We start from the raw sequence: 16,396 nt of genomic DNA on the forward strand, positions 1-16,396 counted from the left end.
CGCCCGGTCAGTCCTGTTCGGTGGTGCCGGAGTCGCCGGCAGGGTCCTCCAGGTCGGCGGAGGCAGCCGAGGAGGTCGGCTTCTCCGGCGTCGACTCGGGCACCCGGGGACCACCGGACCCGCCCGCTTCTGCTGACGAGGGCTCGTCCGCCGAGGCGGCGGCACCGCCGTCGAGCAGTGCGGTCAACGCGGCACCGGTGATCCGACGGAAGGTCCGGCCACGGCGGCGGCGGTCGAGCACCGCCACCTCCAGCTGGTCGGCGGCGATGCTGCGGGTCGCGCCGTTCTCGCCGCCCACTTCGGCCAGGGCCCGCACCGCGAGCCCGACGGCGTCGGACAGCGACATGTCGGGACGATGGTCGGTCCGCAGCACACCGGCGATCGTCTCGGCATGGCCGCCCATCGCCATCCACCCCGGCTCGTCGGTGACTGAGCCGTCGTAGGTCAGCCGGTAGATCTCGTCAGCGGCCGGCTCCAGCCCGACCTCGGCGACGCAGATCTCCACCTCGAACGGCTTCGACTGCTCGGTGAAGATCGACCCAAGGGTCTGCGCGAACGCGTTGGCCAGCGCCCGCCCGGTCACGTCGCGACGGTCGTAGCTGAGGCCGTTCAGGTCGGCCATCCGCACCCCCGCCCGGCGCAGATTCTCGAACTCGTTGTACCGGCCGACGGCGGCGAACCCGATCCGGTCGTAGATCTCGCTCACCTTGTGCAGGGCGCTGGACAGGTTCTCGGCGACGAACAGCACACCGCCCTCGAAGCTCAGCACCAGCGCGCTACGGCCCCGGGCGATGCCCTTGCGGGCAAGCTCGGAACGGTCCCGCATGATCTGCTCGGGCGAGGCGTAGAACTGCATTGCCACGGCGGCGGCTCTCCTTCGACCAGGTGGTAACGACTACAGCGGACGAGACAAGTCGGCGTTCGCGGGTTCAGCCGCCCGGATTCTCGGTACGCGCGGCGACGACCGCCTCGGCGATCTGGGCCAACTCGGCGTCGGTGAGCCGGTGGGTGCCGACCGCCGTCGCGGTCATCACCACCGGGAAGATCCGGCGGGTGAGGTCCGGGCCGCCGGTGGCGGTGTCGTCGTCGGCGGCGTCGTACAGCGCCTCCACTGCGAGGCGGACCGCGTCGGCGCTGCTCAACCCGGAACGGTACCGCTTCTTCAAGGCCGCTTTCGCGAACAGCGATCCGGAGCCGATCGCGTCGAAACCGGTGGTCTCGTACGGACCGCCGGTGACGTCGAAGCTGAAGATTCGGCCGGCCCCGGCCGGATCGGTGGCGGCCAGGTCGAACCCGGCGAACAGCGGCACCACGGCCAGCCCTTGCAGCGCGGCACCGAGGTTGTTGCGGATCATCGACGCGAGGCGGTTCGCCTTACCGTCCAGGGAAAGGACGGCGCCCTCCATCTTCTCGTAATGTTCCAGCTCGACCTGGAACAGCCGCATCAGCTCGATGCCGGTGCCGGCGGTGCCGGCGATGCCGATCAACGAGTAGGCGTCAGCGGGATGCACCTTCTCGATGTCCCGGTTGGCGATCAGGTTGCCCATCGTCGCCCGGCGGTCACCAGCCATCACCACGCCTTCGGCGGTGACGAGCGTGACGATCGTCGTGGCGTGCGGACCGACGTCCGCGGACAGCCCGGGCGGCAGTGGGCGGCGCCCCGGCAGCAGATCCGGTGCGGCCGACGCCAGGAACTGGGTGAAGGGAAACGTTCCCGCGTTGATGAACACGTCCGGAGAGCGTCCGGCTGGATCGAATCCCGCTGCCACGTGGTCCCTCTCTGCAGAACGTGATCGCCTGACCGGGCCGCCGTGCCGGCACGGTGCCGGTCGAGGCCACCGGTGTGTTGGAGCAGACTAGCGTGCGCACCCGCTGGGTGCGATCTTCACCGCCGGCGAGCTACTCGCCGCCCTTCTGAACGTAGCCGCGGACGAACTCCTCGGCGTTCTCTTCGAGCACCGAGTCGATCTCGTCGAGCAGGTCATCGACGTCCTCGGTGATCTCGGCGTGCCGCTGCGCGGCCTCCGGATCCGTCTCGGTGACCGTCTCGTCGACTTCCTCGGCCCGGCGGGACTTGCCGGACTGGGACTGACCGCCGCTGTCACGGGTAGCCATCAGGTGCCTCCTCCACACGATCGCCTAGGTGAAACTTACCTCGCGGTGGCGACGGAACCGGCCCGCGTCGGCCACGTTCGCGCCGAGCGAACCTGGCCTGCTCAATCGCCGGTGAGCACCTCCAGCAGGTCCTTGGCGCTGGCGCACCGGTCGAACAGGTCGCCCACGTGGGCCTGGGTCCCCCGCTCCGGCTCCATCATCGGCACCCGGACCAGCGACTCCCGGCCCACGTCGAAGATGACCGAGTCCCAGCTGGCGGCGACCACCTCGGAGGCGTACTGCGCCAGGCACCGGCCACGGAAGTAGGCCCGGGTGTCCGGTGGCGGCTCGACCATCGCGGCGCGGGTGGCGCTGTCGTCGAGCAGGGTACGCATCGCTCCCCGACCCACCAGGCGGTGGTAGAGGCCCTTCTCCGGCCTGACGTCGGCGTACTGCAGGTCGACCAGCTGCAGTTTCGGCGAGGCCCAGGAGAGCCCTTCCCGCTCCCGGTAGCCGTCGAGCAGCCGCAGTTTCGCGACCCAGTCCAGCTCCTGCGCGCAGGACATCACATCCCGTCCCAGCCGGTCGAGCACGTCCTCCCAGCGGTCCAGCACGTCAGCCGTGGCCTCGTCGAGGTCGGTGCCGTACCGATCGTCGACGAACGCCCTGACCCGTTCGTAGAACGCCCACTGCAGATCGAGCGCGGTGAGCCGGCGGCCGTCGCGCAGCCGCATCAGATGCGCCAGGGACGGATCGTGGCTCACCGCCTTGAGCTCGGCCACCGGGTCGGCGATGCCCAGATCGGCGCCGAGCGCCTTCTCCTCGATCATGGTCAGGATCAACGAGGTGGTGCCGAGCTTCAGGTAGGTGGAGATCTCCGAGAGGTTGGCGTCGCCGATGATCACGTGCAGCCGGCGGTACTTGTCGGCGTCGGCGTGCGGTTCGTCCCGGGTGTTGATGATCGGCCGCTTCAGCGTCGTCTCCAGGCCCACCTCGACCTCGAAGAAGTCGGCCCGCTGGGAGATCTGGAACCCCGCCTGGGAGCCGTCCTGGCCGATACCGACCCGGCCCGCCCCGCAGACGATCTGCCGGGTGACGAAGAACGGCGTCAGGTACGCCACGATGTCGGCGAACGGCGTCTGCCGACGCATCAGGTAGTTCTCGTGGGCGCCGTAGCTGGCGCCCTTGTTGTCGGTGTTGTTCTTGTAGAGCTGAATGGGGTGCGAACCGGGGATGGTCGCCGCGCGGCGGGCCGCCTCCGCCATCACCCGCTCCCCCGCCTTGTCCCACCGGACCAGGTCCAGCGGGTTGGTGACCTCGGGGGTGGAGTACTCGGGGTGGGCGTGGTCGACGTAGAGCCGGGCGCCGTTGGTGAGGATCACGTTGGCCAGGCCCAGATCCTCGTCGGCGAGGGCCTCCGCCGGGTCGTAGGCCGCCCCCGAGTAGGTGAAGCCCCGGGCGTCACGCAGCGGCGACTCCTCCTCGTAGTCCCACCGGGCCCGACCTCCCCGGTTCAGCTCGGGTCGGGCGCCGTAGGCGTTGACCACCTGGGAGGAAGTGACCATCGGGTTGGCTCCGGGCTGGCCGGGCACGGAGATCCCGTACTCCACCTCGGTGCCCATGATCCGCCGCACACTCATGCCGTTACCTCATCGCTTCCGTCGGCGCCCGTCATGTCGAGCGTAGTCCGTGCACCGACGGAACCGGACGTTGGCGTGTCCGTGTGGTCACGCGGGGGCACGTCGGACACCGGTCCCGCGGCGCGCACGGACCGCGGCGCGGAGCCGGTGTCCCGCACCCCGAGGCGGGGTGCGGGACACCGGGCCGTGGTCAGAGGTACTGCCCGGTGTTGCTGGCCGTCTCGATCGACCGGCCGGCCTCCGCGCCCTTGCCGCCGGAGACGAGGGTACGGATGTAGACGATCCGCTCCCCTTTCTTGCCGGAGATCCGGGCCCAGTCGTCCGGGTTTGTGGTGTTGGGCAGGTCCTCGTTCTCCCGGAACTCGTCGACGCACGCGTCGAGCAGGTGCTGCAACCGCAGACCCTTGCGCCCGGAGGTGAGGAACTCCTTGATTGCCATCTTCTTGCCCCGGTCGACGATGTTCTGAATCATCGCGCCGGAGTTGAAGTCCTTGAAGTACAGGACCTCCTTGTCCCCGTTGGCGTAGGTCACCTCGAGGAACCGGTTCTCGTCGGTCTCCGAGTACATCCGCAGCACCACGGCGTCGATCATGGCTGCCACCGTGGCCTGCGGATCGTCGCCGTGCTCGGTGAGGTCGTCCGGGTGCAGCGGCAGCCCGGTGAGGATGTACTTGGAGAAGATATCCTTGGCCGCCTCGGCGTCCGGACGCTCAATCTTGATCTTGACGTCCAGCCGACCGGGCCGCAGGATCGCCGGATCGATCATGTCCTCCCGGTTGGAGGCACCGATCACGATCACGTTCTCCAGGCCCTCGACCCCGTCGATCTCGCTCAGCAGCTGCGGAACGATGGTGTTCTCCACGTCCGAGGAGACACCGGAACCGCGGGTCCGGAAGACCGAGTCCATCTCATCGAAGAACACGATCACCGGAGTACCCTCGCCGGCCTTCTCCCGGGCCCGCTGGAAGATCAGCCGGATGTGCCGCTCGGTCTCACCGACGTACTTGTTGAGCAGCTCAGGGCCCTTGATGTTGAGGAAGTAGCTGGTGTGCTTCTCCTCACCCCGCCGCTCAGCGATCTTCTTGGCCAGGGAGTTGGCCACCGCCTTGGCGATCAGGGTCTTGCCGCACCCGGGCGGACCGTAGAGCAGGATGCCCTTCGGTGGGCGCAGGTGGTGCTCACGGAACAGCTCCGCGTGCAGGAACGGCAGCTCGACCGCGTCCCTGATTTGCTCGATCTGGGCGTGCAGGCCGCCGATGTCGGTGTAGTCGACGTCCGGCACCTCCTCCAGCACCAGCTCCTCGACCTCGCTCTTCGGGATCCGCTCGTAGGCGTACGCCGACCGCGGCTCGATCATCAGCGAGTCGCCGGCCCGCAGCGCGCTGCCGACCAGCGTCTGCGCCAGGTGCACCACCCGCTCCTCGTCGGCGTGCGAGATGACCAGAGCACGGTCACTCGGCTCGCCGGTCGGGTTGTCGAGGAGTTCCTTGAGCATCACCACCTCACCGACCCGCTCGTACCCGAACGCGTCGACCACGTTGAGCGCGTCGTTGAGCAGGACCTCCTGGCCGCGTTGGAGCTCGTCGGCGTCCAACGAGGGGGAGAGCGCCACCCGCAGCTTCCGGCCACCGGTGAAGACATCCACCGTGCCATCCGCGTGTCGGGCCAGGAAGACGCCGTACCCGCTGGGCGGTTGCGCCAGCCGGTCGATCTCCTCCTTGAGCGTGACGATCTGGGCCCGGGCTTCCTTGAGGGTCGCCACGAGCCGTTCGTTGTTCTCGGTCAGTCGGGCCAGCTGCGCCTGCGCTGCCGCCAGCCGTTCCTCGAGCTGCCGGACGTGTCGGGGGCTTTCGGTCAACTTGCGCCGCACCAGAGCGAGTTCCTCTTGAAGAAACGCGACCTGGGTGGAGAGATCGTGGGCCTCCTTCTCCCACCGTGCGGCGCGCGAATCCGCGTCGTCGCTGCGTGCCACGTCCCACCTCCCCGGGGGCTAAAACGTACTGCCCTAACACTAGCCGTTTGCCGGACGTTTCGAACCCACGCAACACAGTCGTCCCACAACCTTGATCGCTCGGGCACGTCACAAGCGGCCGACGGACGCCTGGCCGGCCGGTCCCACGGCGTGTCGGGTACCGTCGGGACGCGAGGACGGGCACGACTCAGGGAGGTGCGCGGTGACGACCCCGACCGAGACCCGGTCCCCCGGAGAGCCGGGCGAAACGGCATCAACCGACACGGAGCTGCAGGTCTGGGTCGACCAGGACCTCTGCACCGGGGACGGGCTGTGCGTGCAGTACGCCCGGGACGTCTTCGAGTTCGACATCGACGGACTCGCCTACGTCAAGGACGCCTCCGGCGAACTGCAGGTCGCCGAGGGCGCCCGGGTCGCAGTCCCCGAACGGCTGCGGCTCGACGTGATCGACGCGGCCAAGGACTGTCCCGGCGAGTGCATCCACGTGGTCCGCGCGGACGACCAGACCGAGGTCAGCGGACCGGACGCCGGTTAGCCGCCCGGTCTACCTGGTACGGGCCTGCTGCCCGCCGGGACGGCCACCTGCCCTGCGATGCGTGGCCCACGTCACAGTAACGGACGGCCCACCACCGAGGCGACCACCCGGGCGAACTCCTCGAGCCGCGCGATCTGCCCCGAACCACCGTCGTCGAGCGTCTTGCCGAACCGCAGCGCGTCGTGCCGGGGGCCGAGAGGCTCCTCCGGTTGCGTCTCGTCCTGCGAACTGAGCAGCAGGTAGACGTCGACGCTGTCCACCCGGATCTGCCCGGTCGGCGTACGGGTCAGCCGGCGGCGGCAGCCGACCTCGGTGACCGTGGACAACGGCACTACCCGCAGCGACGACGTCATCGACCCGACCGGCCCGTCCCCCGGCGGGACGTCCTCACCGTGCCACAGGACCATCCGGCTGCCGTCGCAGATCGCCACCTCCTGCCAGACTCCGTTGACCTCGTTGACGAACCGCTCGAGGGTGAAGGCGAGAACCTCGGCACCCGCCAGCACCCCACCGAGCGCCTCCAGCGCGACGTCCGGATCCCGCAGGTACGCCCGGCTGGCCGCGTCCAGCTCCGGATAGGGCGACCAGTCGGGGAAGACCGCCGGCAACTCGCCACCACCGAACGCGGGCCGGCTCATGCCGGACCCGTCCCGGCCCCCGTGCCCAGCGACACCGCCGGCCCTTCGGCCCCGTCGGGTGACGCCGGGCCGGCGGCGTCGGACGGCACCGGCGCACCGGCGCGGTCCCGACGGCGCGCCGCGTACGCCTCCGCTCCCTTGCTCGGCTTGCGCCGCCGCGGCGGCGCGCTGACCCCCGGAGCCAGCCGGCGGGCCGACACCAGGAACGCGGTATGCCCGATCATCCGGTGGTCGGGCCGCACCGCCAGCCCGTCGACATGCCAGTCCCGCACCAGCGACTCCCACGCCCGGGGTTCGGTGAACCCGCCGTCGGCGCGCAACGCCTCGACCAGTTCGCTCAGCTGCGGCGTGGTGGCGACGTAGCCGACGAAGACCCCGCCGGGCAGCAACGCCCGAGCCACCAGGTCCAGCACCTCCCACGGCGTCAACATGTCCAGGATGATCCGGTCGAAGCCGACCTCCGGACAGGATGCGACATCACCGACGTGCAGCCGCCACGCCGGGTGCGGGCCACCGAAGAACGCCTGCACGTTCGTCCGAGCCACCTCGGCGAAGTCCGCCCGGGCCTCGTACGAGTGCACCTCACCGTCGGTGCCGACGGCGCGCAGCAGCGAACAGGTCAGCGCGCCCGACCCGGCACCGGCCTCCAGCACCCGGGCACCCGGGAACACGTCACCCATCGCTACGATCTGCGCGGCGTCCTTCGGATAGATCACCTGGGCCCCGCGCGGCATGCTCAGCACGTAGTCGGCCAGCAGTGGACGCAGCGCGAGGTACGCGGTACCGCCGGCCGACGTCACCACGCTGCCTTCGGGCAGGCCGATCAGCTCGTCGTGCGCCAGGGCACCGCGATGGGTATGGAACGACCGGCCGGCAGCGAGCGTGACGGTGTGCATCCGCCCCTTCGGGTCGGTCAGCTGCACCCGGTCGCCCGGCTGGAAGGGGCCACGCCGGGTGGAGATCGGCGTGGTACTGACGTCGCCGGATGCGACGGCGGTCGGCGGAGGGGTCACGGGCTCATCTTTCGGTTCGGTTCCAACAACTGCGCCAGATCGGCGACGTGCAGTACGCCGATCACGTCCTCGCCCCGGGTCACCAGGTACTGCGCGCCCGGATGTTCCTGCACGGTACGGACCACCTGCTCGCCGGTGAGGTCGACCGGGATCCGGCGTACCCCGTCGATACCGCGCGCGACGGTGTCGACCGCCACCCACGGGCGGCGCTCCGGCGGGACCGCCGCGGCCGCGGCCCGGTCCACCAGCGCGACCAACCGGCCGACCGAGTCCGTCACCGCCAGGGCCGGCTTTCGGCCCCCACCCGGCTGCGCCGGGTGGGGGCCGGCGACCCGACGCTGCGCCTCGGCCAACGGTGTGCCGCTCGGCACCGGAAAGACCGGCTGGGCGAGCTTCGCCAGGTTGACCAACGGGAACCGGCGGCCGATGCGCGCGACCCGGATCGACTGGCCGGCACCCTGCCAGAGGGTGAACGCCACCAGCAGCATGAAGATCAGCCCGAACGGGGACAGGATACCGGCCACCGTGAGCAGCACGACCAGGCCGGCGGTGCCCGCCGCCACGGCCCGACCGACCCAACCGGCGGCCTCGGTGCCGACGTGGCGGTCCCTGGTCACCGCCCAGACCGCGGCACGCAGCGCGCGCCCGCCGTCGAGGGGCAGCCCCGGCAACGCGTTGAACACCGCCACCAGCAGGTTCGCCGCCGCCAACTGGAACGCCAACTGGTCGATCAACGTACGGTCCGGCAGCAGCACGGTGGCCACCACCGCGACCAGTCCCAGGACCAGCGACACCGCCGGACCGGCCAGCGACACCAGCAGGTCGACCTTGGGGGTCGGGGCGTCCCGGTCCATTTCGGTGTAGCCGCCGAGCATCTCCAGGGTGATCCCGCGAACGCCGATGCCGTACCGGCGGGCGGTCAACGCGTGACCCAACTCGTGCAGCAGCACCGAACCGAGCAGACAGACCACGAAGCCCAGGCCGACCGCGTACCGGGCCGGCTGTGGCACGTCCAGCTGGGTGCGGACGAACTCGCCGTACAGCACGGTGACCAGGATCGCCAGGAACAGCACCGAGGTGTGGAGGTGCACCGGGAAGCCGAGCACCCGGCCGAGGCTGATCCCCGGCCGCCGGTCAGGGCGCCGGTCAGGGCGCCGGTCGGGGCGTTTCGCGGTGTCCTCCATCGGGTTGATGCTACGGAACGCCGTACCGCCCGGCGCGCACGGTTTGTCGCCGAGCCGCCGGCCGGGTTGTCACACCAGTGCCATACCCTGCCTGCCATGACGGCGGAAACGGTACGCGCAGTGACAACCGGTCCGGAGATCGCGCCCGACGTCGGACCGCCCCGGCTGGCCACCTTGTCGCCGTCTCGGGCGGCCGACTTCAAGACCTGCCCGCTGCTGTACCGGTTCCGCAGCATCGACCGGCTACCCGAGCGGACCACCGTCGACCAGGCCCGGGGCACCCTGGTCCACGCCGTCCTGGAACGGTTGTTCGATCTGCCGGCCGACCAGCGCATCCCGGCCGCGGCCGCCGCCCTGGTCGCCCCGCAGTGGCAACGGCTGCTGGACACCGACCCGACGCTGGCCGACGTCGTCTCCACCGGACCGGCGGAACCGGCGTCCGACGAGCCGGCGCCCCGCCCGGAACTGGACGAGTTCCTGGCCGCCGCGCGGCACCTGCTCGACGGCTACTTCACCGTCGAGGATCCTCGCCGGCTGGAACCGGCCGAACGGGAGAGCCTGGTCAACGCGGTGGTCGACGGACAGCTGCTGATCCGCGGCTACATCGACCGGCTGGACGTCTCCCCCGGCGGGGACCTGCGGGTGGTCGACTACAAGACCGGCGGTGCCCCGCGCGAGGCGTTCGAGTCCCGGGCACTGTTCCAGCTGAAGTTCTACGCCCTGGTGCTGTGGCGCACCCGCGGCGTCGTCCCCCGGGTGCTCCGGCTGCTGTACCTGCGCGACTGCGAGGTCTGCGACTACACGCCAGACGCCGAGGAGCTGCAGCGGTTCGAACGCACCGTCCTGGCGCTTTGGCGGGCAATCCTGCAGGCCACCGAGAGCCGGGACTTCCGCCCCAAACAGAGCCGGCTCTGCGACTGGTGCAGCTACCAGACGTACTGCCCGGTGTACGGCGGGACCCCGCCGCCCTTCCCCGACCTGGCGCAGGACCTGGTCTCCTGAGGGAGGAGACCAGGTCCTGCGCCGTGGTGGGCGCGACGCCACCGCCGTACCGGATACCGTCGCGGCATGGAGCCCACCGAGCCGGACCGGTCCACCGGACCACACCAGTCCTGGTGGTGGCGGTGGTGGGGTAGGGCCCGGAGCACCGGCACGACCGGTTCGGTACCGTCGGTGCTGGCCCGCGACGGTCTGCTCGCCGCCGCGGTCGTCCTGGTCGATTTGGCCCTGCACGGGCTCGGCCCGGCCGGCCAGCCGAGGCCCGAGTCAGACCTCGGCTGGCCGGCCGTCGTCGGCTGGAGCCTGATCGTGGCAGCGCCGATCGCGGTACGTCGGGTCGTCGTCTGGCCGGCCGTGCTGGCCAGCGCCGCGATGGTGGCAGTCCCGCTGCTGACCGGCCACGAGCCGGCGAGTATGGCGCTCGCACTGGTGATCCTGACCTACACCGCGGCCTGCTGGCTGGCGCTACGCCCGGCGGTCGCCGCCGCCGCCGTACTGTGGCTGCCGGTGCTGACCGTCAACGCGGTGCTGCCGCAGGGCACCGAACTGCCGGGAATCTCCCGGATGTACCTGCTGTTCGTCAACGGGCTGACCATGCTGGTCGCCTTCTTCATCGGGCGGACCGTGCACGCCCGCCGGTCGGCGACGCGGACGCTGGCCGAACGCGCCCGGGTAGCCGAGGAGAACCAGCGGGCCGCTGCGGACCAGGCGGTCGCCGGCGAACGGCGACGGATCGCCCGGGAGCTGCACGACGTCGTCGCCCACCACGTCAGCGTGATGGGGGTGCTGGCCACCGGTGCCCGTCGGGTACTGCACCGCGACCCGGCCGCCGCCGACGAGGCGCTCGGCGCCATCGCCGACACCAGCCGCAGCACGTTACGGGAGATGCGTCGGCTGCTCGACGTCCTGCGCACCGACGCCGAACCGGCCGACGTCGAGCTCACCCCGCAGCCAGGGCTCGGCGGCATCGAGTCCCTGGTCGAGCAGATCCGCGAGGCCGGTCTGCCGGTGACCCTGCGAATCGACGGGGTACCCGGGGACCTGGATCCCGGTGTGACCCTGACCCTCTACCGGATCGTCCAGGAGGCGCTCACCAACGCGCTCAAGCACGCCGGAGCGGCAACCGCCGAGGTACGGCTCAGCTTCGGCGTCTACTGGCTGATCGTCGAGGTCTTCGACACCGGCCGCGGGCCCGGTCCGGACCACGGCCGGGTCGGGCACGGTCTGGTCGGAATGCGGGAGCGGGTGGCCCTGTACGGTGGCACGCTGCGGACCGGCCCGCGCCCGGGCGGTGGCTTCCGCATCTACGCCAAGCTGCCGATGGAGCAGCTGGGGGCGGCTACCCGACAAGGAGCACCGTGAGCGAACCCGGCATCGCCGAGCCGTCCACCACCCGTCCGGTGCGGATCCTGCTCGCCGACGACCAACCGCTGCTGCGCACCGGGTTCCGGATGGTCCTCGGCGCCGAGGACGACCTGGACATCGTCGGCGATGCGGCGGACGGAGCGGAAGCCGTCGATTTGGCCCGCCGGCTGCTGCCCGACGTCGTGCTGATGGACATCCGGATGCCCCGGATGGACGGGGTGGCGGCGACCCAGGCGATCGTCGACGCCCGGCTGCCGGTCCGGGTCCTCATCCTCACCACTTTCGACCTCGACGAGTACGTGGTGGGGGCGCTGCGCGCCGGTGCCAGCGGTTTCCTGGCCAAGGACGTGCCCGCCGAGGACCTGGTGGCAGCCATCCGGACAGTGGCGGTCGGTGAGGCCGTGGTGGCCCCCCGGATCCTGCGCCGGCTGTTGGACAAGTTCGCGCTCACCCTGCCCGACCCGGACGCGGCACCACCGAAGGCGCTGGACGTGCTCACCGAACGGGAACGTGAAGTGCTCATCCAGATGGCCCGAGGGCTGTCCAACGCCGAGATCGCCACCACCCTGTCGGTCAGCGAAACCACCATCAAGACCCACGTCGGACACGTGCTGACCAAACTCCGGCTGCGGGACCGGGTCCAGGCCGTGGTGCTGGCGTACGAGTCCGGCCTGGTCCGCCCTGGCGGATGAGTCCGGCCCGTCGCGATCATCCTCAGGTCGGAGATGCGCCCCCCGTCGTGGACGGAGTGGTGAACCGTTCCCGGGCAGGACCCAGTCACAGCGCCCGAAACATACCGTTGGCGACAGACAACAACGGTAGGAGCCTCCGACGTGACAACGACGACAGCGACCGAACCGGCTGCCCGGGCAGTCGACGTGTGGAAGGTGTACGGCACCGGCGAAGCCCGGGTGATCGCCCTGCACGGCGTCACCCTCGACCTGGAACCCGCCCGCTTCACCGCCATCATGGGGCCGTCCGGCTCCGGTAAATCCACCCTGATGCACTGCCTCGCCGGGCTCGACACCGTCACCCGCGGCACCATCACCATCGGCGACACCACAATCACCGGACTGAACGACACCGGACTGACCAGACTCCGCCGGGACAAACTCGGCTTCATCTTCCAGCAGTTCAACCTCCTCCCCACGCTCACCGCCGAGGAGAACATTCTGCTGCCCATGGCGATCGCCGGCCGCAAACCCGACCCGGCCTGGTTCGACACCGTGATCGACACCGTCGGCCTGCGTGACCGCCTACACCACCGACCCACCGAGCTGTCCGGCGGCCAGCAGCAGCGGGTCGCCTGCGCCCGCGCCCTCGTCGCCCGCCCGGACGTTGTCTTCGCCGACGAGCCAACCGGCAACCTCGACTCCCGCGCCGGCGCCGACGTTCTCGGGTTCCTGCGCAACTCGGTACGCGACCACCAGCAGACCATCGTCATGGTCACCCACGACCCGGTCGCCGCCTCCTACTCCGACCGCGTCGTCTTCCTCGCCGACGGCCGGATCGTCGACGAGCTACAGCAGCCGACCGCCGAGGCGGTCCTCGACCGGCTGAAGGGCCTCGACGTCGCGGCGATCGAGCAGGAGCAGGCCTGATGCTGCGCGCCACGTTGAAGAGTCTGCTCTCCCGCAAGCTGCGACTTGTGCTGTCCGGGGTGGCGATCATCCTCGGGGTGCTGTTCGTTTCCAGCGCCACGGTGCTCACCGACAGCTTGAGCAGCCGCTTCGAACGGCTCTTCCAGACCGTCAACGCGGACGTCGCCGTACAGGTGCAGGCGGCCGATACGGGCGGTCAGCAGGCGGAGCCGCCGCTGCTGACCGACGCTGACCTGGATCGCATCGCCGCTGTCAACGGGGTGGCGTCGGTGACCGGTGACGCCAGTTCGACCGGGGTGATCCCGTTCCGGGCCGCCGACGGCAAGGCGGTGCCGAGCCAGGCACCGCAGCTGGGCATCGGCCTGACCGCCGCCGGCGACGACGCGCTGCTCCAGGTCGCCGAGGGACGCACGCCCAGCGCCGACGACGAGGTCGCGGTGACCCGGTTGACCGCCGAGCAGGCCGGCGTCACGGTCGGCGACCGGATCCGGGTGTACGTCTCCAGCGCCTACCAGGCCAGCGAGTACGACGTGGTGGGCCTGCTGGAGTACAGCGGGGGCAGGTCCACCCTCGGCGGCGAGACACTGGTCGCCTTCACCGTGCCACAGGCACAGCAGTTGTTCTACGGCCAGACCGGGGTGTTCGGCGCGGCACAGTTGACCGCCGACCCCGGCGTCACCGACGACGAGCTCAAGCGGCTGGTGGCCGACGGGCTGCCGGCCGGGTTCGAGGCGGTGACCGGCGCGGAGCTCGCCGACGAGCAGGCGTCCCAGTTCACCCAGCTGCTGACCTTCGTCAACTGGTTCTTCCTCGGGTTCGCGCTGATCGCGTTGCTGGTCGGCATGTTCCTGATCTTCAACACGTTCAACATCCTGGTCGCGCAGCGGTCCCGCGAGCTGGCCCTGCTCCGGGCACTCGGCGCCAGCTGGGCCCAGGTCACCTCGGCGGTGCTGATCGAGGCGCTGGTCGTCGGCGTGATCGCGGCCACCCTCGGCCTGGCCGCCGGTATCGGCGTCGCCGCCGGCCTGCAGTTCCTGGCAGTCGAGGCGCTGTCGCTGCCCGCTGGCGGGCTGATCGTCTCACCAGTCGCGATCCTGGCGTCCTACCTGGTCGGCGTATTGATGACCATGGTCGCGGCGTTGATTCCGGCGATCCGTGCCTCGGCGGTCCCACCGGTGGCCGCGATGCGGGACGTGGTCCGCCCGGACCGGCCGCTGACCGGGCTCACCATCACCGGTGGGGTGGTCACCGCGCTCGGCGCGGGACTGCTGTCCGTGGGTCTGATCGGTGTCTCCGGGCTGACCGCCGTAGCGCTCGGCGGTGGGGTGCTGCTGTCGATCATCGGCGTGGCGCTGCTGTCGCCCGCCCTCACCCGTCCGGTGGCCGGTGCCGTCGGACGCCTGATCAGCTGGGGTACGGCGACCGGTCTCGGCCGCCGCAACACGCTGCGCAACCCGCGGCGTACCGCTGTCACCGCCGCCGCTCTGATGATCGGGGTGACCCTGGTCAGCACCATCGCGGTGATCGGGTCGTCGTTGAAGGCGACCACCACCGACCTGGTGGAGAACGGCCTCGGGGCCGAGATCATCATCTTGACCAACGGCCAGCAACTGCCGACCGGGCGGGAGGGCTTCGACCCCGCACGCCTCGACCAGGTAGCCGAGATCGACGGCGTGACCGGCACCGTCGCGTACCACCTCGCGATACTGACCGCCGACGGCCGCCCCAACCAGCTCATCTCTGCCACCGACCTGTCACAGGCCGGCTCGATGTTCGCCTTCGAGACCGTACAGGGCCGCCTCGACGCCGGCGACGGCGAGACGGTGGTTGACGTGAACACCGCGGAGTCCAACGGCTGGACGGTCGGCGACGACATCGTCATCGACATGCCACGTGGCGGCGGACGGACCTACGAACTCGTCGGCGTCTACCGCACCGCGCTCACCGCCGGGCTGATCCTGCCCGAGTCCCAGGTGCAGTACCTCGCCGGGCCGCTGGCCTACCAGGGGTTCGTCGCCACCACCCCGGACGCCGACGTGCAGCGGATCGTCGCCGAGACCGAGGCGCTGATGGCCGACTACCCGTTGGTGACGGTCGGCGACCGCAGCAGCTTCGTCGAGCAGCAGAACCAGCTGGTCGACATCCTGCTCAGCATCTTCTACGTACTGCTGGCCCTCGCCGTACTGGTGGCCTTCATCGGGATCGTCAACACCCTGGTGCTGAGCATCCACGAACGTACCCGGGAACTCGGGCTGCTACGCGCGGTGGGGATGAGCCGACGCCAGGTCCGCCGGATGGTCCGCGTCGAGTCACTGCTGATGGCGGTCTTCGGTTGTCTGCTCGGCGTGGCGTTGGGCGTGGCGCTCGGACTGGCCGCGTCGTTCGCGATGCGCAGCCAGGACGTGCTGTCTGTGGTCAGTGTGCCGGTCGGCCAACTCGTCGGGTTCGTCGTTGCCGCCGCGCTGGCCGGCGTGGTCGCCGCCTGGTGGCCGTCCTGGCGGGCGTCCCGGTTGAACGTACTGCAGGCGATCTCGCACGAGTGACCGCCAGGCGGTTGACGGGCAGCCCGCTCCGGGCAGCCCGTCAACCGGCCGCCAGGGGCAGATCAGCCCGGTACGCGGCAAGCAGCGCGGTCAGATCGGCCACGGTCACGTCGCACAGGCTCGCCCGTACCTGGACCCGGTCCGGCACCGGAAACACCGCCTCGGCCGGCACCGCGAGCACCGCCGCCCCGGCGGCGTGCGCGCTGGCCACCCCGGCCGGGGAATCCTCGACCGCCACACAGTCCACCGCCGACACGCCGAGGGCGGCCGCAGCGGCCAGGTACGGGGCCGGATCGGGTTTGGTCGCCGGCACCTCGTCTCCGCAGCACACCACGTCGAAGTTGTGCCGCCCGATGGTGTGCAGTGCCACGTCCACCAGAGCACGCTCGGTCGAGGTGACCAGCGCGGTGCGGAGGCCGGCCGTCCGTACCGCGCGGACCAGCTCGAACGCGCCCGGCCGGGCCGGGACGCCGGCGCTGAACAGGGCGGTGACCCGTCGGGTCAGCCAGGCAGCGCCGGTCGCCGGGTCCCGCCACGGCTGGCCCAGGTCCTCATGCAGCAGCCCCATCGTGGTGGCCATGTCCGAACCCACCATCGCCAACCGAGCCTCGGCGGACAGTTGCCCGCCGTAGTGCACGGCCAGCTCCCGCAGGGCCACGTCCCAGAGCTTCTCGCTGTCGATCAACGTGCCGTCCATGTCGAACAGGACGGCGGCGGGTGGCAGAGTATTCAGCGGAACCTCCCTGGTCCGGGCACGACATGCGTCCCACGATCCTGCCTGATCACAGCGCTGTCGCCCAGCCGGCGACGGC

15 protein-coding genes are annotated in these 16,396 nt (G+C 70.6%); 6 read left to right on the top strand and 9 right to left on the bottom strand.

Translation table 11 applies throughout. The features are described 5' to 3' along the window. Window positions 1–7: 7 nt before the first annotated feature. The 5 genes from prcA to arc form a co-directional block, all read right to left on the bottom strand. Complete coding sequence (prcA, locus tag ACFHWU_RS18230; RefSeq protein WP_416555817.1) at window positions 8–862, bottom strand: proteasome subunit alpha; 855 nt, start codon at window positions 860–862, stop codon at window positions 8–10. A 67-nt stretch (window positions 863–929) separates the two neighbouring features. Next, complete coding sequence (prcB, locus tag ACFHWU_RS18235) at window positions 930–1,769, bottom strand: proteasome subunit beta (RefSeq protein ID WP_416591117.1); 840 nt, start codon at window positions 1,767–1,769, stop codon at window positions 930–932. Window positions 1,770–1,899: 130 nt separating this feature from the next. Continuing rightward, window positions 1,900–2,115 carry a ubiquitin-like protein Pup gene (locus tag ACFHWU_RS18240; RefSeq protein ID WP_123601515.1) on the bottom strand — a complete coding sequence of 72 codons (216 nt, stop codon included), beginning with the start codon at window positions 2,113–2,115 and terminating at the stop codon, window positions 1,900–1,902. A 101-nt stretch (window positions 2,116–2,216) separates the two neighbouring features. After that, the gene (gene dop / locus ACFHWU_RS18245) at window positions 2,217–3,734 is read right to left on the bottom strand and encodes a depupylase/deamidase Dop (protein ID WP_416555815.1); all 1,518 of its coding nucleotides are present in this window, start codon (window positions 3,732–3,734) and stop codon (window positions 2,217–2,219) included. Window positions 3,735–3,924: 190 nt separating this feature from the next. After that, window positions 3,925–5,706 (bottom strand): proteasome ATPase, encoded by a 1,782-nt coding sequence (arc, locus tag ACFHWU_RS18250; RefSeq protein WP_123601513.1) that lies wholly within the window; start codon window positions 5,704–5,706, stop codon window positions 3,925–3,927. Window positions 5,707–5,974: 268 nt separating this feature from the next. On the opposite strand from arc, the gene ACFHWU_RS18255 reads away from it, so the two are divergent. After that, window positions 5,975–6,241, top strand: a complete 267-nt coding sequence (locus tag ACFHWU_RS18255) for a ferredoxin (RefSeq protein WP_416555873.1) — start codon at window positions 5,975–5,977, stop codon at window positions 6,239–6,241. 71 nt (window positions 6,242–6,312) lie between these two features. On the opposite strand, the gene ACFHWU_RS18260 is transcribed toward ACFHWU_RS18255, so the two are convergent. The 3 genes from ACFHWU_RS18260 to ACFHWU_RS18270 are packed head-to-tail and all read right to left on the bottom strand — an operon-like array spanning window position 6,313 to window position 8,998. Beyond that, window positions 6,313–6,879 carry a hypothetical protein gene (locus ACFHWU_RS18260; protein ID WP_416555814.1) on the bottom strand — a complete coding sequence of 189 codons (567 nt, stop codon included), beginning with the start codon at window positions 6,877–6,879 and terminating at the stop codon, window positions 6,313–6,315. After that, entirely contained in the window at window positions 6,876–7,892 is a 1,017-nt protein-coding gene (locus ACFHWU_RS18265) for a tRNA (adenine-N1)-methyltransferase (RefSeq protein ID WP_416555813.1), read from the bottom strand. Before ACFHWU_RS18265 ends, ACFHWU_RS18260 begins: the two co-directional genes overlap by 4 nt. Then, a complete protein-coding gene (locus ACFHWU_RS18270) occupies window positions 7,889–8,998 on the bottom strand; it encodes a site-2 protease family protein (RefSeq protein ID WP_416591130.1) in 1,110 nt (369 codons plus the stop codon). The genes ACFHWU_RS18265 and ACFHWU_RS18270 overlap by 4 nt, the downstream gene beginning before the upstream one ends. Window positions 8,999–9,196: 198 nt before the next feature. On the opposite strand from ACFHWU_RS18270, the gene ACFHWU_RS18275 reads away from it, so the two are divergent. From ACFHWU_RS18275 to ACFHWU_RS18295, 5 genes are all read left to right on the top strand, one after another. Continuing rightward, window positions 9,197–10,078 (top strand): PD-(D/E)XK nuclease family protein, encoded by an 882-nt coding sequence (locus ACFHWU_RS18275; RefSeq protein ID WP_416591131.1) that lies wholly within the window; start codon window positions 9,197–9,199, stop codon window positions 10,076–10,078. A gap of 66 nt (window positions 10,079–10,144) precedes the next feature. Continuing rightward, complete coding sequence (locus tag ACFHWU_RS18280) at window positions 10,145–11,437, top strand: sensor histidine kinase (protein ID WP_416591118.1); 1,293 nt, start codon at window positions 10,145–10,147, stop codon at window positions 11,435–11,437. After that, on the top strand, window positions 11,434–12,132 hold the full coding sequence (locus ACFHWU_RS18285; RefSeq protein WP_416591119.1) for a response regulator: 699 nt from the start codon (window positions 11,434–11,436) through the stop codon (window positions 12,130–12,132). The genes ACFHWU_RS18280 and ACFHWU_RS18285 overlap by 4 nt, the downstream gene beginning before the upstream one ends. 141 nt (window positions 12,133–12,273) lie before the next feature. Beyond that, window positions 12,274–13,041: an ABC transporter ATP-binding protein gene (locus ACFHWU_RS18290; protein WP_416591120.1), complete on the top strand. Its 768-nt coding sequence runs from the start codon at window positions 12,274–12,276 to the stop codon at window positions 13,039–13,041. Beyond that, window positions 13,041–15,584 carry an ABC transporter permease gene (locus ACFHWU_RS18295; RefSeq protein WP_416568626.1) on the top strand — a complete coding sequence of 848 codons (2,544 nt, stop codon included), beginning with the start codon at window positions 13,041–13,043 and terminating at the stop codon, window positions 15,582–15,584. Before ACFHWU_RS18290 ends, ACFHWU_RS18295 begins: the two co-directional genes overlap by 1 nt. A 40-nt stretch (window positions 15,585–15,624) precedes the next feature. Here ACFHWU_RS18295 and ACFHWU_RS18300 read toward each other — a convergent pair whose 3' ends face one another. Further along, window positions 15,625–16,317, bottom strand: coding sequence for an HAD family hydrolase (locus ACFHWU_RS18300; RefSeq protein WP_416555870.1), 693 nt, complete (start codon window positions 16,315–16,317; stop codon window positions 15,625–15,627). Window positions 16,318–16,396 lie beyond the last annotated feature (79 nt).

The sequence above is a fragment of the Micromonospora sp. LOL_015 genome, assembly GCF_048060275.1.
Lineage (GTDB): Bacteria > Actinomycetota > Actinomycetes > Mycobacteriales > Micromonosporaceae > Micromonospora_E.

Coding starts and splice junctions, on each gene's coding strand:
- ACFHWU_RS18295 (WP_416568626.1), top strand. CDS start 13,041: ATGCTGCGCGCCACGTTGAAGAGTCTGCTCTCCCGCAAGCTGCGACTT.
- ACFHWU_RS18240 (WP_123601515.1), bottom strand. CDS start 2,115: ATGGCTACCCGTGACAGCGGCGGTCAGTCCCAGTCCGGCAAGTCCCGC.
- ACFHWU_RS18260 (WP_416555814.1), bottom strand. CDS start 6,879: ATGAGCCGGCCCGCGTTCGGTGGTGGCGAGTTGCCGGCGGTCTTCCCC.
- dop (WP_416555815.1), bottom strand. CDS start 3,734: ATGAGTGTGCGGCGGATCATGGGCACCGAGGTGGAGTACGGGATCTCC.
- ACFHWU_RS18280 (WP_416591118.1), top strand. CDS start 10,145: ATGGAGCCCACCGAGCCGGACCGGTCCACCGGACCACACCAGTCCTGG.